Here is a 21,840-nt window from a genome sequence, read left to right on the forward strand (position 1 = left end):
GCTAGGATGGCGTCCTGTTCAAGTCGGGTCGAGCCGAGGAGGAGCCATGGCCACGTCCGCCCACGACTGGATCTGGGACGGCGGCCGGCCCTGCCTGGACCTGGTCAACACCCTGCGCGACCGCTGGAACGAACCTCGCGAGCTGCTCGTGACCCCGGACGACCTCGCGGAATGGGCCGAGCGGAGCGGCCTCGCCGCGGCGGCGGGCGAACGGGTCCCCGAACCGGAACCGGCGTTGCTGGAGGAGGCGCGTGGACTGCGCGAGGCCGTCGACCGGCTGCTGACCGTCGCCCGGGAGGGGACCTCACCCGAGGCCGCCGACATCGCGACCGTCAATCGGTGGGCGGTCCGGGCCCACGAGGCCCGCCCCCTCCTGAAGGACGACGGGGGCGTGCTGCGCTCGGCCGATCCGGCCCCGGGGGTCGAACGGGCCCTGGCCGGCGCGGCCGCCGACACGATCGCCCTGGTCGCGGCGGGGGAGACGGGCGCGGTGCGGGTCTGCTCGCACGAACGGTGCGGGCTGCGTTTCCACGACCGTTCGCCCGGACGCAACCGCCGTTGGTGTTCGATGACGCGCTGCGGGAATCGGGCCAAGGCCGCCCGCCACTATGGGGGCACCCGACGGAGCGGGACGAAGGGCGGGGAACGCCCGTCCTGACCCCCGCCCCGGGGTCAGCGGGAGCGCAGGATCGGGATCGAGAGGGCGATCGCGACGGCGAGCAGGATCAGGGAGGCCGGGCCGAACACCATCGAGGCCAGCCCGAAGCCGATGTTGGCGCCGATCACCGGGGCGGTCCCGATCATCCACCACAGTCCGGCCATCGCCGCGATCGGCGTCAGCGACAGGATGACCGCGCCCCACCGGCGGTCCAGACGTTCGACCACCATCGCCCGGACGAGCAGCGCCGCCATGGCCAGGGCGATCACCAGGGCGGAGGCGCCGATCAGCGTCTCGGCCCACGCGGGCAGGACGAGGGGGTCGATCGCGTGGTCGGCCTCGTCGAGGGAGAAGCCTCCGGCGGCCGCCTCCTCATGGGGCGGAGTGCGTGTCACCCACCAGGTGGAGACGGCGGTGCCGGCCAGGAGCAGGGCGGTCATCAGGGCCGAGAGCGGTCGGGGGAGGGAGGCGGGGCGGGTCTGTGCGGGGTTCATGTCCCCATGCTCTCCGGACGGGGCCGCGGGCACGTGAGTACGAGTACTCAAGTTCGCCCCCGCGTTCCCCTCAGCGCGTTCGGGGAGGTCGCCACCCCAGTTCCTCGCCGATGGCGTCCGCCGCCGCGACCAGGTCGTCGGTGAGTCCGAGGAGCCCGTCGCGGTCCAGGACGACGCTGGGCGCGGACACCGAGATCGCCGCGTTCACCCTGCCCGCCGCGTCACGGACCGGGGCGGCGACGCAGTGGATGAACTCCTCGTGTTCGAAGTCGTCCAGGGCCCAGCCCCGGCGCAGGATCCGGTCCAGGTCGGCGTCGAGCGAGGCGCGGTCGGTGAGGGTTCCGGCGGTGCACCTCGCGAACGGCTCGGGGCCCAACAGGCCGTCGCGCTCCGCGGGCGGGAGGTGGGCCAGGATCACCTTGCCGATACCGGTCGCGTGCAGGGGCGCCAGGGCGCCGATGTGGGAGTACATGCGCACCGCGTGACGCGACTCCACCTTGTCCAGGTACACGATCCGATCGCCCTCCAGCGCCCCCAGATGGACGGTCTGGCCGGTGGCCTCGCCCAGGTCCCGGAGGTGACGGGCGGCCGAGCCCCGGATGTCCAGGCCGGTCAGCGCGGCGGCGGCGAGGGTGGCCATACGCGCTCCGAGCTGGAAGCGGCCGTCCTCGGTACGCCGCACGAAACGCTGTTCCTCGAGGGTGCGCAGCAGTCGGAGCGAGGTGGTGCGGTGCACGTCGAGACGTCGGCCGAGCTCACTGATGGTGCTGGGGCCGTCGGCCAGCTCCACGAGGATGCGCATCGCGCGTTCGACGCTGTTGGACACCTGTGCACCTTCTCCTTCGCCCCGGTCGTTCAGTGGTGGCGGCCCGAGGGCCCCGTGTCAGTGTCGCAGGAGGTCGGGGGTGGTGGGGGAGCGGGGGCGTCCCCCTCCAGTCCCAGGACCAGCCCGGCCAGGGCGGTCCCCTCCGCCAGACACTCCATCGGAGGCGCCTCGTCCAGCAGTCGGTGGAGGAATCCGGCGGCGAAGGCGTCGCCCGCGCCGACCGGTTCGACGACCTCGACCTCCGGGGCCGGATGGAAGAAGGAACCGCCCGCACGCAGGGCGGTCGCCCCGGTGGCGCCCTGTTTGACCACGAGCCACTCGGGTTCGGGGATGAGCGCGCGGAGCCCGTCGATGGTCTCGATCCCCCAGAGGGCCTGGGCCTCGTCCAGCCCGCAGAAGACGACGTCGGCCCGGCGGGCCAGATCCAGCAGCCGTCGACGTCGACCCGGCGTGTCGTGCAGCGCCGGCCGGTGGTTGACGTCGAAGCTGCGCAGTGTGGTGGGGGAGGTGTCGGTCAGCAGGTCCTCGACCAGCTCATCCGCGGTCTCCGACAGGGCCGCGGTGATGCCGGTGGTGTGGACCAGGCGCGGCGCGGCCTTTCGGACCGCGACGGCGTCGTCCCGGCCCAGGGCCGAGGCGGCCGACCCGCGCCTCCAGTAGCGCATCCGGGTGCCCTCGGGGCCGGGGTGCTTCATGTACAGGCCGGTCGGACGGGCCGGGTCGATCCGGGATCGGCAGACCACGCCGGAGGCGGTGAGCCGCTCGCGGATCCGGTCGCCGAAGGGGTCGTCGCCCAGGGGGCCGTGCCACTCCACCCGACGTCCGGCCCGGGCCAGGTGCACGGCGACGTTGCCCTCGGCGCCACCGACCTCGGCGCGGAAACGCGGGGCGTGGCCGGGGGGCGCCTCCTCCGGGACCAGGAGCGCCATGCACTCTCCCACGCACACCGCGTCGATCCGCGGTCGTGCCGTCCCGGGGGCGTGCGTGGATCGGGGGTCCCTCTGAGCGGGGGGATGCGACTCGTCCACCGAGGTCCTTTCGTAGCGCTCGACACCGAACTCATTGACCCGTGTCACGTCGGGATGCTATTCAATCTGTTGGCAATGGAGCAACAGTGTTGCGCAGGACGCAACACCATGGGGGTGATGGGTGTGTGGGACCTTCTGCTCCACGGCGGACGGGTCATCGACCCGGGCACGGGAAGGGACGGGATCGCCGACATCGGCGTCCGAGGGGGCAGGATCGTCGACGTCGCGGTCGACCTGCCCCGCTCCGAGGCCGTGCACGCGGTGGACGTCACGGGCCTGGTGGTCCTGCCCGGCCTCGTCGACCTGCACACCCACCTGGGCGACGGCGCGGGCTACTGGGGGCTCGACCCCGCCCCGATCGCCTGGCGCACCGGGGTGACGACCTGGATCGACGCCGGCTCGGCGGGCGCCTACACCCTCGCCGGGCTGCGCCGGTCGATCGTCGACCCCTCCCCGCTGCGCGTGCACGCCCTGATCAACGTGGCCGGCACCGGCCTGGTCGGTCGGACCGGCGAACACCACGTGCTGGAGAACCTCGACGTCGACACCACCGTGGCGGTCGCCGCCGCCGAACCGGACCTGGTCCGCGGGGTCAAGGCCCGGATCGACCGGCACACCGTCGGCCCCCACGGGATCGAACCCCTGCGCCGCGCCCGCAGCGTGGCCGACCGGCTCGGCCGCCCCCTCATGGTCCACATCGGCTACGGGCCGCCCGGTCTGGCCGAGATCGCCCCGCTCCTGAAGGAGGGGGACGTCCTCACCCACTGCGCCACCGGCGTGGCCGCCGGACTGGTCTCCGAGGGGCGACCCACCGACACGCTCCTGCGCCTGCGCGACACGGGCGTCGTCTTCGACCTGGGCCACGGCTCGGGCGCCTTCGACTTCGAGGTGTTCGAGGCCGAACTGGCCGCCGGGATCGACCCCGTCGTCTCCACCGACCTGCACGTCCGGTCGATCCACGGGCCCGCCTTCGACCTGCCCACCGTCATGGCCAAGGCCATGGCCGCGGGGATGGACCTGAACCGGGCGGTGGCCGCCGCGACCGTCCGCCCCGCCCGCGCGCTGGGCCTGGACGCGGGAACCCTGGCGGTCGGCGCCGCCGCCGACATCGCCGTCTTCGAGATCGACCACGACGGCTTCGACGCCGTGGACGTCCACGGCGGCGTCCGCAGGGCGCCGGTACGACTGACCAACACCGCCACCTACGTCGGTGGTCGCCTCCTGCCCCCGGCCTCGGCCGCGCCACCGCCCCTCTGGGTGCCGCTCAGCCCGGCCCAACAGGAGGCGGAGAACGAACGCCGCGAACGGGTGCGCGCCTCCGTGCGCCGCCTCGACCGGCCCGAGGACTTCGACGAACCCTTCCCCCGCCCCTGACCGGAGGACCTCCACCGACCCCCCGCACGAACGCCCCGGGCCCCGGGGCGCAGCCGCACCCGTCCGCCGACCGGTGGACCGATCCGATGTTCGAGGAGAACACGTGAGCAAGAAGAAGACCCTGGTCACTCCCAACGCCTCCCCGCCCGGAGGCCCCTACTCCCACGCCGCCATCGCCGGGGACTTCGTGTACCTGGCCGGGGCCACCCCGCACCGCACCGACGGCTCCCTGGTGGAGGGCACCTTCGAGGAGCAGGCCCGCGCCACCTTCGCCAACCTCGTCGCCATCGCCGAGGCCGCGGGTTCGAGCCTGCGGGACGCCGTCCAGGCCCGGGTCTACCTGCGCGACCTGGACGACTTCCAGGCGATGAACACGCTCTTCGCCGAGTACTTCGGCGACGAGCCGCCCGTGCGCACCACCATCCAGGCCGACCTGCCCGGGTTCCTCATCGAGATCGACGCGGTGCTCTACACCGCCTGAGGAACGGCCCCCGCCGGTCCTTCCGTCCGGGGTCGCCCTTCGACCGGGCGACCCCGCTCCCTCACCCCGCCCCGGAGCCCCCGCGGCTCCGTACCCCCTCGAGACGGAGCAGTGTCATGGTCGAAGCGCGGATGATCTATCTCCCCGCCCTGATCGCCGCGGTCCTCCTCATGATCGGCGTCGGCTGGTGGGTGGCCCGAAGGACCCGAGACGGGGAGGACTTCCTCCTCGCCGGGCGCCGCCTCGGGGTCCCCCTGATCATGGGCAGCACCCTGGCGACCCTGGTCGGCACCGGATCCAGCCTCGGCGCGGTCGGCTTCGCCTACCAGAACGGCTGGGCCGGAGCCCTGTACGGGATCGGCGGCGCGGCCGGGATCCTCCTGCTCATGTGGCTGTTCGCCGACGTGCGCGAGTACGGGTTCATGACCTTCGCCGAGGAGATGAGCTTCTACTACGGCGCGAACCGCGTGGTGAAGGGCGTGGTGGCGGTCCTGCTGTTCCTGGCCTCCGTCGGATGGCTGGGCGCGCACATCATGGGCGGTGCCATGTATCTGTCCTTTCTGACCGGGATGGACGCCGCGACGGCCAAGGTCGTCGTGGCGCTGGGCTTCGGGATCTACACCGTCGTCGGTGGCTACCTGGCCGTGGTCGTCACCGACGCGATCCAGGGCACGCTGCTGTTCGTCGGCTTCACGCTCCTGGCGGTGCTGGCCCTGGTCCACGTCGGAGGGTTCGCCGGTCTGGCCGAGGGCAACAGTGAGGAGGCCCTGTCCATGCTGGGCGTCGAGGCGCTGGGGCTCCTGCCCGCCCTGTCTCTGGCCGTGGTCATCGCGGTGGGCGTCCTGGCCACCCCCTCCTACCGGCAGCGGATCTACTCGGCCGCCGACGTGCGGACGGTGCGTCGCGGCTTCCTGATCGCCGGAACGCTGTTCGCGGTCTTCTCCCTGCTGCCCGCCATCGCGGGGATGTCCGCCCACGCCCTGGAACCGGGCCTGGACAACCCCGATCTGGCCTTCCCCTACCTGGCGACGACGCTCTTCCCCCTCTGGCTGGGCGCCTTCCTCCTGGTGGCCGGGTTGTCGGCCACGATGTCCTCGGGGGACTCCGACGCCATCGTCGGCGTCACGATCCTGCTGCGCGACGTCGTGCAGCTCGTCACCGGACGGCTGCCCCGGCCCGACCGTCTCGTCTTCCACTCCCGGGTGGCCCTGGCCTCGGTCCTCGCCCTGGCGCTGGTCTTCGCCCTGCTGGCCACGACGATCATCGACTACATCACCCTGCTCATCTCCACGGTGCTCACCGGCCTGTTGGTGGCCTCCCTCCTCGGCCGGTTCTGGCCCCGGGCCACCTGGCAGGGCGGGGTCTCGGCGATGGCGGCCGGTTCGGTGGCGGCGCTGGTCGTGAACAACGTGGACTCCTACGCCGCCTTCTGGGGCAACGCGGTGCTCCCGTCCCTGGCCGCGGCCCTGGTCGCGGGCGTGGTGGTCAGCCTGCTCACGCCGAGGAACCGGGTCTCCGACGAGGAGGCGCTGCGGGTCCTGGCCGAGGAGCGGGCCGAGCTGGACGTGGGCACCGAGATCAAGGGCGAACGTCCCCGTACGACCGAGGACTGAGGGAACGGAGGCGGCCGTTCCGGGCGGGCCCCGGAACGGCCCGCCGTCACGGCCGGCCGCTCCGTCGACGGGTCCGTTCGGCGACCCGCGCGCTCAGTTCCTCCTCGGCCTCGGGTCCGGGGCGCACGCCGCCGGGGATCCGGACGAGGAAGACCAGCCCCAGCGCCCACCAGGCGACGAACATCAGCCACGGCTCCGGGGACAGCGACGCCGGCATGCCGGGCAGGTAGAGGGCGAGCATGGCCGTGGTGGTCACCACGGCCGCGACCCCCACCAGGACGCCGACCCAGGGACGTCGGCCGCCCACGCGCATGGGGCGTTCCATCCCCGGCTCGCGTCGGCGCAGCAGCAGGAACACCACCGAGACCATCAGATAGGTGATGACGATGCTCGGCCCGCCGGAGTCGACCGCCCAGTCGAGCATCGCCAGCCCGAAGAACGGCGCCCCCATCGACAGGGCGCCCACGAACAGCAGCGCGTTGACCGGGGTGCCGTTGCGCCGGTGCATCACCCCGAACCAGCGGGGGATCATGCCCGAACGGGCCATCGCCCACAGCAACCGGGAGACCCCGATCAGGAAGGCGTTCCAGGTGGTGACGATCCCCGCGAGACCGCCCGCGACCACGAACATCCCCCAGAAGGGGTGGCCGAGCATGTGCGTCATCGCGTCGGCGGTGGCCAGGTCCATCGAGCCCAGGGAGGCGGTGGGCGCGGCCAGCGAGGTGGTCACCACGATCACGATGTAGAACACCGCGGCCATCACCACGGACAGGACCACCAGGGAGCCGATCCGTCGGGGCGAGACCCGGGCCTCCTCGGCCGACTGCGGGATCACGTCGAAGCCCACGAAGAGGAAGGGCACCACGACCAGGACGGCGATGATCCCGGAACCGCCGCCGGTGAAGAGCGGTTCGACGTTCTCGGGTCGGCCGCCGAAGAAGGAGGAGGCGAGCAACACCACGGCGACGACCACCAGGAACAGCACCGCCGAGGTCTGGAGGAGACCGGCCTGCCGGATCCCTCGGACGTTCAGCCAGGTCAGCAGGGCGGCCGTGGCCGATCCGACCAGGGCCCAGGTCAGGTGCACGTCGGCGCCCGCGATGGTCCACAACTCGATCCGGGGCAGATCGGGGAAGAGGTAGGTCAGTGATCGGGGGACGGCGACCGACTGGAAGAGGATCACGGTGACGTAGCCGCCGACGATGCCCCACGAGCCGAGCAGCGCGGCCCTGGGGCCCATCCCTCGAAGGAGGTAGTGGTGTTCGCCGCCGGCCTTGGGCATGGCGGAGACCAGTTCGGAGTAGACCAGGCCGACCAGCGCCATGACGACGCCGCCGACGAGGAAGGCCGTGACGGCTCCGAGGGTGCCCGCGCTCTGGATCCAGCCTCCGGTGAGCACGATCCAGCCGAAGCCGATCATCGAGCCGAACCCGAGGAAGAAGACGTCGATCCGGCCCAGGGTCCTGATGAAGCCGTGTCGTTCCTCGGGTGGGGAGGTGTCGGAGGGGTGGGTGGTCATGGGGGTCCTCACTGTGGGAGACGTTCCTCCAGGAGGGTGACGTGGAACACAGTGCGAACGCAATGCCGGCACGGTCGAAGATCCCGACGAAGGGGCCCGCGCGGCGCGGGGCCCGGAAAAACCCTTGGCGCGGTCCGTTCCCGCCGGGTTAGCGTTCCCGCATGGAACAGAGCGAGAACGCGCTGACGTGGGACGCCGAGACCGCCGCCGAGTACGACACCCCGGGGGAGGGGATGTTCGCGCCGGAGAGGCTCGGCCCGACCGTGGAACGTCTGGCCGTGCTCGCCGAGGGCGGGGCCGCGCTCGAATTCGCGGTCGGCACCGGCCGCGTGGCGATCCCGCTCGCCGAACGCGGGGTTCCGGTCACCGGGATCGAGCTGTCCGAGGCGATGCTCGCCCGGCTTCGGGAGAAGACCGACGAGACCGTCCTGCCGGTGACGGTCGGGGACATGGCCAGCACCCGGGTCCCGGGCGACTTCACCCTCGTCTACCTGGTCTACAACACGATCGGCAACCTGCTCGAACAGGACGAGCAGGTGGAGTGCTTCCGCAACGCCGCCCGTCACCTGCGGCCCGGCGGCCGGTTCGTCATCGAACTGGGCGTGCCCGACCTGCGCAGGCTGCCCCCGGGCCAGGAGGGCGCCCTGTTCGCGGCCGAGGACGGCTACATCGGTCTGGACACCTACGACGTGGCCCGCCAGCACCTGGTCTCGCATCACTTCCGCTTCGGGGAGGGGCGCGAGGCCCGGCTGCTCCGCTCCCGCCACCGTTACGTCTGGCCGGCCGAACTCGACCTGATGGCCCGCCTGGCCGGTTTCGTCCTGGAGTCCCGGCACGCCGATTGGAAGGGGGCCGCCTTCACCTCCGAGTCCCGTTCGCACGTGTCGGTCTACCGGCTGCCCGAGACCGGCTGAGGATCACGACGAGGGGCCCGCGCCACCCGGCGCGGGCCCCTCGTCGCGTGTCCGCCCGTCCTCCCCCTCGGGACGGGGTCAGCACTCCCAGACGGTGCCGTAACGTTCGGTCAGCTCACGCACGTCCTCGGGCGTCAGCACGGAGAACTCCCGTCCCTGGAGGGAGACCACGATCCGGGAGGCCTCCTCCAACTCGATCGCCCCGTCCAGGGCCGCGGCCGGGTCGGCCGCCGCCACCAGGGAACCGTGGTTGGCCAGCAGCGCCGCGCGGAAGTCGCCGGGCAGCTCGTCCAGGTTCTCGGCCAGGCGCGCGCTGCCCGGGGCCGCGTAGGGCACCAGGGGCGCCTGCCCGACCCGCATCACCAGGTAGGGGGTGATCGGCGGCAGGGCGGAGGTCTTCGACCAGGCGGGCAGGCAGGAGGCCGCGACGGTGTGCGGGGAGTGCAGGTGCACGACCGCCCCGGCCCGCTGTACCCGGCGGTACATCGCCAGGTGCAGCGGGAACTCCTTGGACGGGGCCGGGCCGTCGACGTGGCGGCCGGAGTCGTCCAGGACGGACAACTCTCCCGGGTCCAGCTCGCTCAGCGGGACCCCCGTGGGGCTCATCAACGTCAGGTCGCCCGAACGGACCGAGACGTTGCCCGACGCCCCGGGGCTCAGCCCCAGGTCGACGGCGCGACGCCCCGCCGCGCACAGTCTCTCGGCGTCCTCCAGTGTCGTAGGGTTCACTCCCCTTCCTCCCAAGCGCGGACGAAGAGGTCCTCGCCGCCGAAGTTGCCGGACTTGAGCATCAGGTGCAGGTCGGCGCCGTCCTTACGGCCGAGCATCCACGCCACACCCGGGTCGACCTCGGGGCCCAGGGCCAGCGGGCCCACGCCCAGACGTCGCACGACGGCGCCGCTGGTCTCGCCGCCCGCGACCAGGAGGGCGCGCACCCCGGCGGCCACGAGTCGCGCGGCGATCTCCGAGAGGGCGTCCTCGATCAAGGGCGCGTCGGCCGTGTCGCCGACGTGCTCGGGGGCCGAGGTCGCGTACACCACGAACGGACCCTCGCCCGAGCCGAGCGCGCGTTCCACGGCGGTGGAGACCACACCGTCGAAGTCCGCGCGCAGGTCGGCGGGGACCAGGTGGATCCCGTCGCCGTCGGCGAGCGCGTGGCGGACCTGGCCCTGGGTGGCGCGGGAGGCGCTGCCGGCCAGGACCACCCGGGGACCCTCGGGGAGGGTGATCCGGGAGGGGCCGAAGTCGCGGGGGCCGCGCAGACCCTGGGCCAGGGCGCTGCCGCCGGTCAGCAGACGCAGGTGGTCGGTGGCCTCGGCGAGCGTGTCCAGGTCGGCGTCGTCCAGGGCGTCGACGACCACGAAACGGGCGCCCGAGGCGGCCGCCGCGTCGATGGCGGAGCGTACGGCGTCGGCCCCTCGGACCACGACCTGCCAGGGCACCAGGGCGATGTCGTCCGCGCCCCCGGACACCTGGGGCGCGAGCAGACGCGGCAGGCTGGAGTCGGTCATCGGGGTGAGCGGGTGGTGGCGCATCGACGACTCGTCGAGGGGGTCGTCGCCCACGAACAGGTGGCCCCGGTAGACGGTGCGGCCGTTGGCGGGGAAGGCGGGGGCGATCACGGTGACGGGCTCGCCGAGGGCCTCCAGCACCGCCTCGCAGACGGGGCCGATGTTGCCGTCCGGGGTGGAGTCGAAGGTCGAGCAGTACTTGACGTAGAACCGTTCGCAGCCGGCCGCCCGCAACGTCTCCAGCGCGTTCAGGGAGTCGGCGACCGCCTCCCGTACGGGCGCGGTGCGCGACTTCAGGGCCACGACCACGGCGTCGGCGCCGTCGGTGTCGACGGCGCCGACGTTCGGGTCGTCGCCCAGGACGACGGTGGTCCGGTATCCGGCCGACGTGAGGGCGATCGCGATGTCGGTCGCTCCGGTGAGGTCGTCGGCGATCACTCCGAGGGTCGCCATGGGGTCCTCCGTAGGTTGGTCGTTTCTTCCGGTCGTGCGGGCCGTCCCCACGCCGCGTCGGACGCGGGGACGGCCCTCTCCCGCTGGGAGGGGATCAGACGAGCCCGGCGGTGTGCATGGCGTAGAGCACCACGAACCCGGTCACACCCGACAGCACCGAGGCGACCCCGATGGAGCGGATGCCCTGGCCCACCGTCATGTTGGACAGGGTGGTGGTCACCCAGAAGCCCGAGGAGTTCGCGTGCTTCATGATCTGCGCGCCGGTGGCGCAGGCCAGGTAGACCGCGATCGGGGACAGGTCGAGCGAGGGCAGCAGCGGCTGCATGATCGCGGCCGAGGTCATGACCCCGAGGATGTTGGAGCCGGTGATCGTGCACACCGCGGCGGCGACGAGGAAGGGGACGAGGATCGGGGACAGCCCGACGCTCTCGATGCCCCCGGCCACGCTCTCGGCCACACCGGTCTCCCGGATGATGGTGGCCAGCGCCCCGCCGACACCGGTCAGGGCCAGGGGCATGGCGGCGATGCGCAGCCCCGACTCGAACAGGTCGTTGAGGGTCTCCTTGTCGCGCCAGCGGCCGCGGAACAGCGGCAGCGCGAGGAGGCAGGCCAGGAACAGGGCGACGGTCGGCTCGCCGACGAACAGCACGGTGCCGGTGAACCAGGAGCCCTCGGGCAGCGCCGGTCCCGCCAGGGAGGCGAAGACGATGAGGACGATGGGGGCGAGGATGGGCAGCAGGGCGCCGAACAGCCCCACCTTCGCTCCCGGGGTCGTTCCGTCGGCGGCCCCCTCGCCGGAGCCGCCGGAGGACGGGCCGCCGGCCCCCACCAGGTGCTCGACGAACTCGGGCTTGGGCGGCACGTAGGTCTTGATGCGCGACAGGTAGAGGGTCGCGACCAGGACGCCGGGCACGCCCACCATGAGGCCGTAGAGGATCGCCTCGCCCATGGAGACCTCCAGCAGGGAGGCGGAGGCGAGGGGGCCGGGGCCGGGCGGGATGACCGAGGTCATGACGTAGGCGCCGATGTACAGGATCGGGCCCAGGCGCATCATCGAGATGCCCGTGCGGTAGGCCAGGGCGGACACGATGGGGATGAGCATGACCACCGCCGTGTCGGCGATGAGCGGGATGCCGAGCACGGTCGAGGCCAGGGCGATCGCCCAGGGCACCCGCTTCTCCGCGAACATCCGCAGCGCGGTCTCGGTGATCTTCATGGCGGCGCCGCTCAGTTCGAGCATCTTGCCGAGGACACAGCCGAAGATCACCAGCAGGCCGACCTTGGCCAGGGTGCTGCCGAAGCCCTCCATGACCAGTTCGACGGTGGCGGCCCCGCCCATGCCCAGGACCAGGCCGAGACCCATGACCACGATGAACAGCGTGGCCACGGGGTGGACCTTGAAGCGGGCGATGAGCAGGACGAGGACGACGATGGCGGTGAGGAACGCCAGCAGTGTGTAGAGATCCGACATGTCAGTTGTTCCGATCGCTCGCCCGGCGTCGGGCGTGGTGCCAGACGTCCATCAGGGTCTCGTCGGGGTCGGCGAGGTCGCCCAGGCGCACCAGGGCGCCCTCGGGAACGTCGCGCCCCAGGGTGGTGTGGGCCGCCAGGTAGAGCGGGGCCACGTCGTCCGGCGCCTGCGCCGGGTCCAGGAGAACGGGGGCCACGCCGGTGACGTCGTGGTGGTGTCCGCCCATGTCCAGTCGGGTGCCGGCGGTCAGCGGGCCTCGGGCCCGTCCGGCGAGGATCGCGTGCGGCGCCGGTCGCCGCGTACCCGCGGCCCGGTGGCGGTCGACCGCGTCCAGCAGGCTCAGGGGGGTCTCCACGCCCATGAGGTGGTAGGGCAGGTAGAGACAGGCGTAGCGGCCCGAACGCGAGGTCACGTGCCCCTTCTGGGTCAGCAGCTCCCAGGTCACGGGGTCGCCGGTGCGCACGATGACGAAGACGCCCCCGGCGAAGGAGGCCTCCTCCGGCAGACGCAACACGCTGAAGACGTCCACGACCCCGGAGCGGTTCAGGATCCCGCCGTCCTCGGTGAGGGAGTAGACGTCGGCGAGCTCGGCGGTCCGGGCGACCGGGTAGTGGAGCCCCTCCACGTCCGAGGTCAGCCCGGTGTGGTCGGCGACGACGCCCATCTCGCAGTAGTCGGCGGCGGCCGAACGGTCGAGTCCGGCCACGGCGCGCGCCCGGGCGGCGAGGGTGGCGGGCACGTCCGTTCCCAGGGAGAGCAGATCGGCCAGTTCGGGGGCGTCGATCTCCCGGTCGAGTTGGCGGACCCGCCCGGTCTCGGGGTCGAACACCAGGTCGTACTCGCCGGACTTGCCGATCGCGACCACGTCGAGGCCGAGGGTGAGCGCGCGCTCGTACCACTCGATGAGGTTGGCGGGCTGGTCGCCCATTCCGGGGGTGTAGACGACGCCGTGTTCCCGGGCGAGGTCGGCCAGGGCGGTTCCGGCGACGGAGGCGACCTCCTTGGAGACCATGACGACGTGGCGGCCGGTCTCGATGGCGGTCCGCGCGGCCGCGGTCCCGGCGGCCGGGCTACCGGTGGCCTCGACGAGGACGTCGTAGCCCTCCTGCGCGAGCAGGCCGGCGTCGTCGGTCACGGCGATCCGGCCGGGTTCCAGGGCGGCCAGCTCGTCCGGGGTGGAACAGACCCGCAGGTCCTCGGGGGCGTAGCCGAGTTCCTCGCACAGGGCGACGGTTCCGGCGGTGTCGAGGTCGCACAGGACGGTGGGGCGCAACCGTTCGATCCGCAGGGTCTGGGCGAGCAGCGTGCGCGCGAACCCGCCCCGAGCCCCGGTGAGCGCGTACCGGACGGGGGCGTGAGGCGAGGTGGTGGGATCGGTGCCTTGCATGGTTCTCCTTCTCTCACCTCGTGGGGGGACGCGTGGTGCGCCGGCCGTCGAGGCGATGAGCAGTGTTTTAACACTGCCGGAACATATGAGTCAAAAATTATCACAGCTAAGATCATCTGGTAACTCTCGGTACCATGTCTGTGGGAACCGACGACGAAGGAGGACGATGATTCCGGCGCAACGGCGTGACCTGCTCCTGAGGGAGCTGCGCGGCACGGGAGTGCTGAGCGTGAAGGAGCTCTGCGAGATCCTCGACGTCTCGCACATGACGGTGCGGCGCGACATCATGACCCTGGAGGAGGAGGGCCGGGTCCGCTCGGTCCCGGGCGGGGTCGAACTCGCCTCCCAGGTGCGCTCCGAACCCTCCTACCGGGACAAGTCCAGCGTGGACGTCGCGGAGAAACGGGCGATGGCCGGCGCGGCGGCCGCCCTGGTGGGCGAGGGCCAGACCCTCTACCTGGACGCGGGGACGACGCTCGGCCATCTGGTCCCCCTGCTGTGGAACGTCACCGGGCTCACCGTCATCACCAACGACCTCACCACCGCGGCCTCGCTCACCGACCACCCCGACCTGACCCTGTTCCTCATCGGGGGCCAGATCGACCGGGAGAACCGTTCCTCGGTCGGGGACATCGCGGCCGCCACGGTCACCGAGTTCAACATCGACATCGCCTTCGTCTCGACCAGCTCCTGGGACCTCAACCGGGGTTCGACGACGCCGTCGCGGTCGAAGGTGGCGGTCAAGCGCGCCGCCATGGCCGCGGCCTCCTCGTCGGTGCTCGTCGCCGGAGCCGACAAGTACGGGGCCTTCGGCACCTTCAAGGTCGCCCCGCTCTCCGGTTTCTCCTCGGTGATCACCGACGACCGCCTCGCGGACTCCTCGGCGCGGGCGATCCGCGAACACGGCGTCCACCTGGAGATCGCCGCCACCCCGAACGAGAACGGGGACGGAGAGACCACCCCGGCCTGAGCCGGTGGCCCGAGGGGGCCACGGAACCGGCCGGACCGAGAGCGTACCCGCCCCACCAGCGGTTTCGCCGGCCCCGGGCCGGCAGACTGGACCGATGGCAGAGCACACCGAACGGCTGGGACCGCAGGCGCGACACGCCGTCGTCGACCTGCTCCGCCGGCTGGAGACCGGCGAGTACCTGGGGGCGGAGGAGGCCGAGACGATCCTGGGGGACATGGGCGAGGAACTCGCCTCCCAGGTCCAACGGACCTCCGCTCTCGTGGGCCGGCTCCGACGGCGCGAACGGGAACTGCTCGCCCTGATCACGAGCACCCACGACCTGGTCGACGTGCACGATCCCCAGGCCGTCCTCAAGCGTCTGGTGGACCGGGCCCACGACCTCGTCGGCACCGAGGTCACCTACATGTCCCTCTACGACCCCGACACCGACGAGCTGTTCGTGCGGGCCAGCCGGGGGACGGTCTCCCCGCGTTTCCCCGGGTTGCGCGTCCCCACCGGGGTGGGCATCGCCAGTCGGGTGGTCCACACCCTCAGCCCGCAGTGGGTCGCCGACTACTCGGAGACGGCCGACTTCGACCGCGACCCGGAGATCGACCTGGCCGTCAAGGACGAGCGGCTCCGTTCCCTGCTGGGCGTGCCGGTCTCCGCCGACGGGGAGATCCTCGGCGTGCTCTTCGCGGCCGACCGTTCGGCCCGCTCCTTCGGCGGCGACGAGATCGCCCTGCTCTCGGCCTTCGCCGACCAGGCCGCCCTCATCCTGCGCACCGCGCGGCTCTTCTCCACCGCCTCCGAGGCGGCCCAACGGGCCCGCAAGCACGCCGAGGAGATGGCCGTGGCCGCCCGCGTGCACGAACGACTCACCGCCCTGGTCCTGTCCGGGCACGGGCCCCGTGAGGTCGCCGACACCCTGGCCGGGGCCCTGGAACGTCCGGTCGCCGTCGTCGACCGCGATCACCGGCCGCTGGCCTCCTCGCCCGGGGCCGCCGAACGCCGGTGGCACGACGGCCGCCCCCTGCCCGAGGTGGTCCGGGCGGCCGAACGCAGCCGGGCCTCGGGGCACTGCGCCGACGTGGGCGCACACGGCCTGGCCACCGTGGCCGCCGTCATGGCCGGGCCGGTCTTCCTCGGGCTGGTCCTGGTGGGGGAGGCGCGAGAGCCCCTCACCGACCTGGAACAGCGCACCATCGAACGCTCGGCCCAGATCCTGGCCCTGCTGACCATGCGGCGCGACGCGTTGACCGAGGCCGAGGACCGGGTGCGCGGCGAGCTGGCCCTGGACCTGCTCTCGGGCAGCACCGACACCGAGTCGCTCGAACGCCGCGCCAAGGCCCGGGGCATCGAACTCGACCGGGCCTGGACGGTGCTGGCCCTCCCCGTCCCCGACACCCGACGCCACACCGTGCTCCGCGCCCTGTCGGGAGGGCGCGGCTGGCTGGCGGCGGTCCAGGACGGCGGGGTCGGCGTCCTGATCCCGGGGGAGGGGGCGACCGATCGGGCCGAGGAGGTCCGGGCCCGTGCCCACCAGGCTGAGGCCGGGGCGACGACCGTGGTGGTGGGCCGGGCCGAGGGGACCGCCGGACTGCCCGAGGCCATGCGGGAGGCCTGGGAGTGCGCCGCCCTGCTCCCCGGACTCGGGGCGGAGGAGGGGGTCTTCTCCACCGAGGAGTACGCGCCCTACCTCGCCATGTTCGGCACCGACGGCGAACGCGCGCGCCGGTTCGCCGAACGCCTGCTCGGCCCGGTGATCGCCTGGGACCGCGACCACGGCACGGACCTGATCGGCACGCTCCTGACCTACGTCGACAGCGGCGCCGGGGTGACCCGCACCGCCCGGACGCTGTTCGTGCACCCCAACACCGTCAAGCAGCGGTTGGAGCGTCTGTCCGAACTCCTGGGGTCGGACTGGCGTTCCTCCGACGCGCTCTTCCGACTCGGCGTGGCGGCCCGCCTCCATGTGATCGGAAGGAAACGGCCAGGTTAACGGGGAGTTCTCTGTCCGAATCGGACATGTCGCCCACGTTGCGGGGCTGCTTGCATGGTCTCCATCACAGTGACGCACCGCATAGTCCGCGGTGCCTTCTCCCAGGGGGTGTCCCAGCTTGGCCGGTAACAGCAGGCTGTCCGGGTTCCGTAACCTCGACGTCGTCGAGAGGCGACGCACGGCCGCGCGCGAGTGCGGACTGGAGCCGGACGCGCTCGACGTTCTGGAGACGGGCGGCCTGGACTCCGAGATCGCCGACCGGATGATCGAGAACGCCGTCGGTGTCATCGGTGTGCCGGTGGGCGTGGCCACCAACTTCACCGTCAACGGGCGGGACGTCCTCGTCCCGATGGCCACCGAGGAGCCCTCGGTCGTGGCCGCCGCCTCCAACGCGGCCCGCATCGCCCGCGTCCGCGGCGGTTTCACCACCACGAGCACCACCCCGGTGATGCAGGCGCAGGTGCAGATCGTCGACGTCACCGACCCGGAGGCGGCCCGTCTGCGGGTGCTGGAGGCGCGGGAGGAGATCATCGAACTGGCCGAGCGCCAGGACCCCACCCTCGTCCGTCTGGGCGGAGGCGTGGTCGACCTGACCGTGCGCACCGTGCCGACCGGGGACCAGACCTACGTGGTGGCCCACCTGGCCGTCGACGTGCGCGACGCGATGGGCGCCAACGCCGTCAACACCATGGCCGAGGCCGTCGCGCCCCGGATCGCCGAACTGGCCCAGGGCCGCCCCCTGCTGCGCATCCTCACCAACCGCGCCGACCGGCGGATCAGCCGGGCCCGCGCGGTCCTGGACGCCGAGGCGCTGGGCGGGCCCGAGGTCGCCCGCGACATCGTCCACGGCTACCGTCTGGCCGCCGCCGACCCCTACCGGGCCGCCACCCACAACAAGGGCATCATGAACGGCGTCTCGGCCGTGGTCCTGGCCACCGGCAACGACACCCGCGCGATGGAGGCCGGCGCCCACGCGCACGCCGTCGACGCCTCCGGTCGCTACACCTCCCTGTCGACCTTCGAGCTCGACGCCGAAGGCGATGTCGTCGCCACCCTGGAGCTGCCCACCCCGGTCGGCCTCGTCGGCGGCGCCACCCGCACGCACCCGGTCGCCCGGGCCGCGCTGGCGCTGACCGGTGTGACCACGGCCCGCGAACTCGGCGAGCTCATGGTGGCGGTCGGCCTCGCCCAGAACATCGCGGCGGTGCGCGCCCTGGCCACCGAGGGCATCCAGCGCGGCCACATGTCGCTGCACGCCCGCAACATCGCCGTCGCCGCCGGTGCCGAACCCGAGGAGATCCCCCAGGTGGTGGCCGCCCTGGTGGCCGATCGTTCCTTCGGCGCCGACCACGCCGAGGCCGTCCTGGCACGTCTGCGAGACCGGCGATGACCGCCCCGGAGGAAGAGAAGGAGGCGACGGGCCGGCTCCTGGAGATCTGGGGCGACACCGTCGACTCCCGCCACACGCTGTGGGCGATCCTGCTCGGAGCCGGGATCGCGGTCCCGCTCTACCTGGTCTCGGAACGGCTGTTCGCCCACTTCGGCGACAACCCGGACGTGGCCTCCACCTACGCCCTCCTGGTGGGCCTGGGCGGCTGTCTCCTCGCCGGCTTCCTCAACGCCGTGTTCTTCCGACCCAAGCGCATCGTCCGCGAGACCGCCGCCGACGGTGAGGGTCGGAGGAAGGCCATGGACGCCATCGAGGCCGAGATCGGCCCCCTGGGCGACCCGTCCGAACTGCCCACCGCGGTCCAGGAGGAACTCCGCACCCTGGGGCTGTACGACGACCTGCTCGCGCAGCACCGGCGGCGCTCCACCGAAGCCGAGGAACGATCATGAGCCCCGAACTCCTCACCGACATGACCTGGGCCGTGGCCATGGGCATCATCGGTGTCGTGGTCTTCGCCTTCATCGGCCTGGCCTCCTACACCGACGAGACGGCCACGGTCGCCCCTCTGACCCTGCTCGTGGTGCTGCTGGGCGTGCCGCCCACCGGCGTCTTCACCTTCTTCATCGGCGCCATTGTCGCCAAGCACATCACCCACGCGATCCCCACGACCCTGTTGGGCATCCCCGGTGACACCCTGGCCGTGCCGATGTTGCGGGACGCGCAGATGCTGCGCGAGTTGGGCGTGCCCCACATCGCGCTGCGCAAGGCCATCTCCGGCGGTGTGCTCGCCGCGTTCATCTCGGTCCCGCTGTCGGTCCTGTTCGCCTGGCTGCTGAGCCCCTTCACCGAGGCGATCGGAGCGGCGGCCCCCTGGATCTTCCTCGCGGCGGCGCTCATCATCGCCTACACCTCGAAGGGGCGGCTGGCGGCGGTCTTCGCGCTGATCCCGTTCGTCCTGCTGGTCGTGGGGTTGCAGACCTTCATCGGCGAGACCATCGGCACGCCGCTGACGATCAGCTTCTTCATGGGCATCGCCATCGGACCGCTCATCGCGGACCTGTTCCTGTCGCTGTCCCCGGCCGGACGGGAGGGCCTGCGCAGGTCGAAGCCGCGATCGTTCGACCTGGCCCCGGACAACCGGACGTGGAAGGGGCGGGTGCCCAACCCGTTCAAGATCCTCGACCGGCGACAGGTGGGGTACACGGCCGCCGCGGCCTCGGTCTCCAGCGCGACCTTCGTGTTCTCCCCGGTCGCGATGACCGTGCTCATGGGCGAGGCGGCCGGCTCCCGGATCAAGAACGGGTACCACCGGCTCACCACCGTGATGTCGGTGCGCAACGGCACCACCGAGTCCACCTACATCGCCGAGACGCTCATCCCGCTGATCGCGTTGGGGCTTCCGCTGTCGCCGATGGCGGCCGGACCGGCCGCGCCGCTGTTCAACGCCCCGCCGGTGTACACGGTGGACACGGAGACGGGCGCGACCAACAACCTGCACGACCTGCTGTCCGGGGGAGAGTTCCTCTTCTACGGTCTGCTCGGCGTGGTGCTGGCGACCGTCATCGCCTACCCGTTCGCGATGACCTACGCCCACAAGGCCGCCGGTTTCGTCATGCGCCGGATCTCCCACGAGGCGATCATCGGATCGTTCGCGGGCCTGATCCTGGTGATCTGCCTCTACGAGGGCGGCCTGTTGGCCGTCGGCGTGGCGGTCAGCGTCGGCCTCGTCGGCGGACTGCTGAACCGGATGTTCAACATGCACACCGGTGTGCAGTTCATGGGCTTCTACGTGGCGCTGTTGACGGTGCCGCAACTGCTCGCCCTGGTCGGCTGACCCGGCCCCACGGCCACGTCGGAAGGGCCCGCCCCGGGGCGGGCCCTTCCGGTCGTACTCGGGGTCTCGGGGGTCTTCTCATGGACGCCGTGATGTCCTAATGTCGACATCGCGATGGAACACCCCCTCCCGAAAGGTCGCCCCATGACCCGGCCGGACACCCCTCGCCCCCGCTTCCACCTGGCCGTCCCCGTCGACGATCTGACGGCCGCCCGCCACTTCTACGGCACCGTGCTCGGCCTCGAACAGGGCCGTAGCTCCGACACCTGGATCGACTGGAACCTCGAAGGCCACCAGTTCGTCACCCACCTGGCCCCCGAACGTCGGGCCGCCGTCCACAACCCGGTCGACGGACACGACGTGCCCGTGCCCCACTTCGGTCTCATCCTCGCCCCGGAGGCCTTCGAACGGCTGGCCGAGCGGCTGCGCGCGGCCGGGACCGAGTTCGTCATCGAACCGTACGTGCGCTTCGAAGGCCTGCCCGGAGAGCAGCGGACGATGTTCCTCCTCGACCCCGCCGGCAACGCCCTGGAGTTCAAGGCCTTCGCCGACGAGTCCCACATCTTCGCCACCTGACCCCGACACCCCGGTGTTTCCCGAGGTCGGAGAGCGGGCAGGGCGTCCCACACCGGAACCGACCATTCGGGGGATGAGAGGAATGCCGGGTAAGGACGAACTTCCCGACACTCTGCGCCGGTCACCGAAGAAGGCGCAGCGGACCTGGATCGAAGCGCACGACAACGCGGTGAAGGAGTACGGCGAGGGCGAACGCGCCCACCGGGTGGCCTTCGCGGCGGTCAAGCACACCTTCGAGAAGGTCGGCGACCACTGGGAGGCCAAGCAGAGCAAGGGGCCCTCGGACGCCCAGGCGCGCAACCCGCGTTCGGGACGGCGCTCCGGCCCGGACCTGCCCACCGCCGGCGGGGTCGACGCCGAGGCCACCAAGGACCACCTGTACCGCCAGGCCCGCCGACTGGGCATCCAGGGCCGTTCCCGGATGCGCAAGAACGAGCTGGTCGACGCCCTGCGCAAGGAGAGCGAACGTCGGACCTCCGGATCCGGTCGCCGCTCCCGCCGAACCGCCGGAACGGCGTCCTCGGGAACCCGTCGTGGATGACTCCGAGCCCGCCCCGTTTCCGGGGGCGGGCCCGGAGCCGTTCTAGGGGAGTCCTCCGCTTCGGGCGGGGGACTCCAGGTGCCGCCACCGCACCGGGTCGTGCGATCCGGTGTCCGCGACGGGTTCGGGCTCGTCCTTCGGTAGGGCGGAACGCTCGGCGCACTCCAGGATCAACGCCTCCGGCTCACCCCGGAAGAACGCGTACTCCACCCGCTCCACCCGCGAGGTGACGCCGTACCCCGCCAGCATCGCCCGCATCCGGTCCAGCGCCGGATAGCGCCGGGAATCCGCGTGCAGGAACAAGGGATAGAGCCGCACCTGCCACCGGGACACCCGCACCAGTTCGAGCAGGGATCTGCGGTGGAAGTCCTCGCTCAACTGTCGTCCGTAGGAGAACAGCAGGTGCGAGCTGAGGACGAGATCGAAGGAGCGCTCGGCGAAGGGCAGCCGGGGGAGCGAACCCGCGACGTAGCGTTCTGGGCGCTTCCCGATGTCCGCCGCGAAGGCGCGCGCCGCCCGCGAACGGGAGCGGGTGTACTGTTCGGGCCCGTCGAACCACGTCCACACGAAGTCCTCCCGACGTTCGAGCAGTTCCTGGTGTTTGTGCTCGTTCTCCTTGAGCGCCAGCTCTCCCAGACGTTCCCGGTCGGACCCGTAGACGGGGTCCACGGCGACGGCGTCGATACCCCGCTCGCCGGCCTCGGACACGAAACCCGCGGCGCCGCCCGGGCAGTCCAGGATCCGCAGGGACAGATCGCGATCGGTGAGGGAGAACATCGCCCGGTACTCCTCGAAGGAGCGCGCGCTGACGAACACGGG

21 protein-coding genes are annotated in these 21,840 nt (G+C 71.9%); 12 read left to right on the forward strand and 9 right to left on the reverse strand.

Annotated elements, in window-relative coordinates; translation table 11 throughout:
• Positions 1–46: 46 nt before the first annotated feature.
• On the forward strand, positions 47–658 hold the full coding sequence (locus U9J66_RS00585; RefSeq protein WP_161112252.1) for a CGNR zinc finger domain-containing protein: 612 nt from the start codon (positions 47–49) through the stop codon (positions 656–658).
• A 14-nt stretch (positions 659–672) separates the two neighbouring features.
• Here U9J66_RS00585 and U9J66_RS00590 read toward each other — a convergent pair whose 3' ends face one another.
• The 3 genes from U9J66_RS00590 to U9J66_RS00600 form a co-directional block, all read right to left on the reverse strand.
• Positions 673–1,152 (reverse strand): hypothetical protein, encoded by a 480-nt coding sequence (locus tag U9J66_RS00590; RefSeq protein WP_161112251.1) that lies wholly within the window; start codon positions 1,150–1,152, stop codon positions 673–675.
• A 70-nt stretch (positions 1,153–1,222) separates the two neighbouring features.
• A complete protein-coding gene (locus U9J66_RS00595; RefSeq protein WP_161112250.1) occupies positions 1,223–1,978 on the reverse strand; it encodes an IclR family transcriptional regulator in 756 nt (251 codons plus the stop codon).
• 29 nt (positions 1,979–2,007) lie between these two features.
• Entirely contained in the window at positions 2,008–2,934 is a 927-nt protein-coding gene (locus U9J66_RS00600; protein ID WP_378758479.1) for a sugar kinase, read from the reverse strand.
• A 195-nt stretch (positions 2,935–3,129) separates the two neighbouring features.
• On the opposite strand from U9J66_RS00600, the gene U9J66_RS00605 reads away from it, so the two are divergent.
• From U9J66_RS00605 to U9J66_RS00615, 3 genes are all read left to right on the forward strand, one after another.
• Positions 3,130–4,380, forward strand: coding sequence for an amidohydrolase family protein (locus U9J66_RS00605; protein WP_042285601.1), 1,251 nt, complete (start codon positions 3,130–3,132; stop codon positions 4,378–4,380).
• A 103-nt stretch (positions 4,381–4,483) separates the two neighbouring features.
• The gene (locus U9J66_RS00610) at positions 4,484–4,861 is read left to right on the forward strand and encodes a RidA family protein (protein ID WP_017535260.1); all 378 of its coding nucleotides are present in this window, start codon (positions 4,484–4,486) and stop codon (positions 4,859–4,861) included.
• Positions 4,862–4,977: 116 nt separating this feature from the next.
• Complete coding sequence (locus U9J66_RS00615) at positions 4,978–6,474, forward strand: sodium:solute symporter family protein (RefSeq protein ID WP_326336640.1); 1,497 nt, start codon at positions 4,978–4,980, stop codon at positions 6,472–6,474.
• 46 nt (positions 6,475–6,520) lie between these two features.
• Here U9J66_RS00615 and U9J66_RS00620 read toward each other — a convergent pair whose 3' ends face one another.
• The gene (locus U9J66_RS00620) at positions 6,521–7,993 is read right to left on the reverse strand and encodes an APC family permease (protein WP_435825245.1); all 1,473 of its coding nucleotides are present in this window, start codon (positions 7,991–7,993) and stop codon (positions 6,521–6,523) included.
• Positions 7,994–8,154: 161 nt separating this feature from the next.
• Between U9J66_RS00620 and U9J66_RS00625 the strand changes: the two genes are divergently transcribed.
• Positions 8,155–8,907 carry a class I SAM-dependent methyltransferase gene (locus tag U9J66_RS00625; protein WP_326336642.1) on the forward strand — a complete coding sequence of 251 codons (753 nt, stop codon included), beginning with the start codon at positions 8,155–8,157 and terminating at the stop codon, positions 8,905–8,907.
• Between the two features lie 78 nt (positions 8,908–8,985).
• Here U9J66_RS00625 and U9J66_RS00630 read toward each other — a convergent pair whose 3' ends face one another.
• The 4 genes from U9J66_RS00630 to U9J66_RS00645 all read right to left on the reverse strand — a co-directional run bounded on the left by U9J66_RS00630 (position 8,986) and on the right by U9J66_RS00645 (position 13,729).
• Entirely contained in the window at positions 8,986–9,636 is a 651-nt protein-coding gene (locus U9J66_RS00630) for a class II aldolase/adducin family protein (protein WP_017535264.1), read from the reverse strand.
• Positions 9,633–10,871 (reverse strand): 3-oxo-tetronate kinase, encoded by a 1,239-nt coding sequence (gene otnK / locus U9J66_RS00635; protein WP_161112246.1) that lies wholly within the window; start codon positions 10,869–10,871, stop codon positions 9,633–9,635. Before otnK ends, U9J66_RS00630 begins: the two co-directional genes overlap by 4 nt.
• Positions 10,872–10,965: 94 nt before the next feature.
• Positions 10,966–12,342 (reverse strand): GntP family permease, encoded by a 1,377-nt coding sequence (locus U9J66_RS00640; RefSeq protein ID WP_326336643.1) that lies wholly within the window; start codon positions 12,340–12,342, stop codon positions 10,966–10,968.
• A gap of 1 nt (position 12,343) precedes the next feature.
• Positions 12,344–13,729, reverse strand: a complete 1,386-nt coding sequence (locus tag U9J66_RS00645) for a homoserine dehydrogenase (RefSeq protein WP_326336644.1) — start codon at positions 13,727–13,729, stop codon at positions 12,344–12,346.
• A 166-nt stretch (positions 13,730–13,895) separates the two neighbouring features.
• Between U9J66_RS00645 and U9J66_RS00650 the strand changes: the two genes are divergently transcribed.
• From U9J66_RS00650 to U9J66_RS00680, 7 genes are all read left to right on the forward strand, one after another.
• Positions 13,896–14,699 (forward strand): DeoR/GlpR family DNA-binding transcription regulator, encoded by an 804-nt coding sequence (locus U9J66_RS00650; RefSeq protein ID WP_017535268.1) that lies wholly within the window; start codon positions 13,896–13,898, stop codon positions 14,697–14,699.
• Positions 14,700–14,793: 94 nt separating this feature from the next.
• Complete coding sequence (locus U9J66_RS00655; protein WP_326336645.1) at positions 14,794–16,680, forward strand: helix-turn-helix domain-containing protein; 1,887 nt, start codon at positions 14,794–14,796, stop codon at positions 16,678–16,680.
• Positions 16,681–16,798: 118 nt separating this feature from the next.
• Complete coding sequence (locus U9J66_RS00660; protein ID WP_017535270.1) at positions 16,799–18,070, forward strand: hydroxymethylglutaryl-CoA reductase, degradative; 1,272 nt, start codon at positions 16,799–16,801, stop codon at positions 18,068–18,070.
• The gene (locus U9J66_RS00665) at positions 18,067–18,519 is read left to right on the forward strand and encodes a hypothetical protein (protein ID WP_014909972.1); all 453 of its coding nucleotides are present in this window, start codon (positions 18,067–18,069) and stop codon (positions 18,517–18,519) included. The genes U9J66_RS00660 and U9J66_RS00665 overlap by 4 nt, the downstream gene beginning before the upstream one ends.
• Positions 18,516–19,904 carry a tripartite tricarboxylate transporter permease gene (locus tag U9J66_RS00670; RefSeq protein WP_014911330.1) on the forward strand — a complete coding sequence of 463 codons (1,389 nt, stop codon included), beginning with the start codon at positions 18,516–18,518 and terminating at the stop codon, positions 19,902–19,904. Before U9J66_RS00665 ends, U9J66_RS00670 begins: the two co-directional genes overlap by 4 nt.
• Before the next feature lie 144 nt (positions 19,905–20,048).
• Positions 20,049–20,480 carry a VOC family protein gene (locus U9J66_RS00675; protein ID WP_326336646.1) on the forward strand — a complete coding sequence of 144 codons (432 nt, stop codon included), beginning with the start codon at positions 20,049–20,051 and terminating at the stop codon, positions 20,478–20,480.
• 82 nt (positions 20,481–20,562) lie between these two features.
• Positions 20,563–21,021: a ChaB family protein gene (locus U9J66_RS00680; protein ID WP_326336647.1), complete on the forward strand. Its 459-nt coding sequence runs from the start codon at positions 20,563–20,565 to the stop codon at positions 21,019–21,021.
• 42 nt (positions 21,022–21,063) lie between these two features.
• Here U9J66_RS00680 and U9J66_RS00685 read toward each other — a convergent pair whose 3' ends face one another.
• Positions 21,064–21,837: a methyltransferase gene (locus tag U9J66_RS00685; RefSeq protein ID WP_017535273.1), complete on the reverse strand. Its 774-nt coding sequence runs from the start codon at positions 21,835–21,837 to the stop codon at positions 21,064–21,066.
• Positions 21,838–21,840: the final 3 nt, after the last annotated feature.

Source organism: Nocardiopsis sp. LDBS1602, assembly GCF_035818715.1.
Taxonomy (GTDB): domain Bacteria; phylum Actinomycetota; class Actinomycetes; order Streptosporangiales; family Streptosporangiaceae; genus Nocardiopsis; species Nocardiopsis alba.

Excerpts from the sequence above, each read along its gene's own strand:
- U9J66_RS00585 (WP_161112252.1), top strand. The coding sequence starts at position 47 with ATGGCCACGTCCGCCCACGACTGGATCTGGGACGGCGGCCGGCCCTGC.
- U9J66_RS00590 (WP_161112251.1), bottom strand. The coding sequence starts at position 1,152 with ATGAACCCCGCACAGACCCGCCCCGCCTCCCTCCCCCGACCGCTCTCG.
- U9J66_RS00615 (WP_326336640.1), top strand. The coding sequence starts at position 4,978 with ATGGTCGAAGCGCGGATGATCTATCTCCCCGCCCTGATCGCCGCGGTC.
- U9J66_RS00620 (WP_435825245.1), bottom strand. The coding sequence starts at position 7,993 with ATGACCACCCACCCCTCCGACACCTCCCCACCCGAGGAACGACACGGC.
- U9J66_RS00625 (WP_326336642.1), top strand. The coding sequence starts at position 8,155 with ATGGAACAGAGCGAGAACGCGCTGACGTGGGACGCCGAGACCGCCGCC.
- otnK (WP_161112246.1), bottom strand. The coding sequence starts at position 10,871 with ATGGCGACCCTCGGAGTGATCGCCGACGACCTCACCGGAGCGACCGAC.
- U9J66_RS00640 (WP_326336643.1), bottom strand. The coding sequence starts at position 12,342 with ATGTCGGATCTCTACACACTGCTGGCGTTCCTCACCGCCATCGTCGTC.
- U9J66_RS00645 (WP_326336644.1), bottom strand. The coding sequence starts at position 13,729 with ATGCAAGGCACCGATCCCACCACCTCGCCTCACGCCCCCGTCCGGTAC.
- U9J66_RS00650 (WP_017535268.1), top strand. The coding sequence starts at position 13,896 with ATGATTCCGGCGCAACGGCGTGACCTGCTCCTGAGGGAGCTGCGCGGC.
- U9J66_RS00655 (WP_326336645.1), top strand. The coding sequence starts at position 14,794 with ATGGCAGAGCACACCGAACGGCTGGGACCGCAGGCGCGACACGCCGTC.
- U9J66_RS00665 (WP_014909972.1), top strand. The coding sequence starts at position 18,067 with ATGACCGCCCCGGAGGAAGAGAAGGAGGCGACGGGCCGGCTCCTGGAG.
- U9J66_RS00670 (WP_014911330.1), top strand. The coding sequence starts at position 18,516 with ATGAGCCCCGAACTCCTCACCGACATGACCTGGGCCGTGGCCATGGGC.
- U9J66_RS00675 (WP_326336646.1), top strand. The coding sequence starts at position 20,049 with ATGACCCGGCCGGACACCCCTCGCCCCCGCTTCCACCTGGCCGTCCCC.
- U9J66_RS00680 (WP_326336647.1), top strand. The coding sequence starts at position 20,563 with ATGCCGGGTAAGGACGAACTTCCCGACACTCTGCGCCGGTCACCGAAG.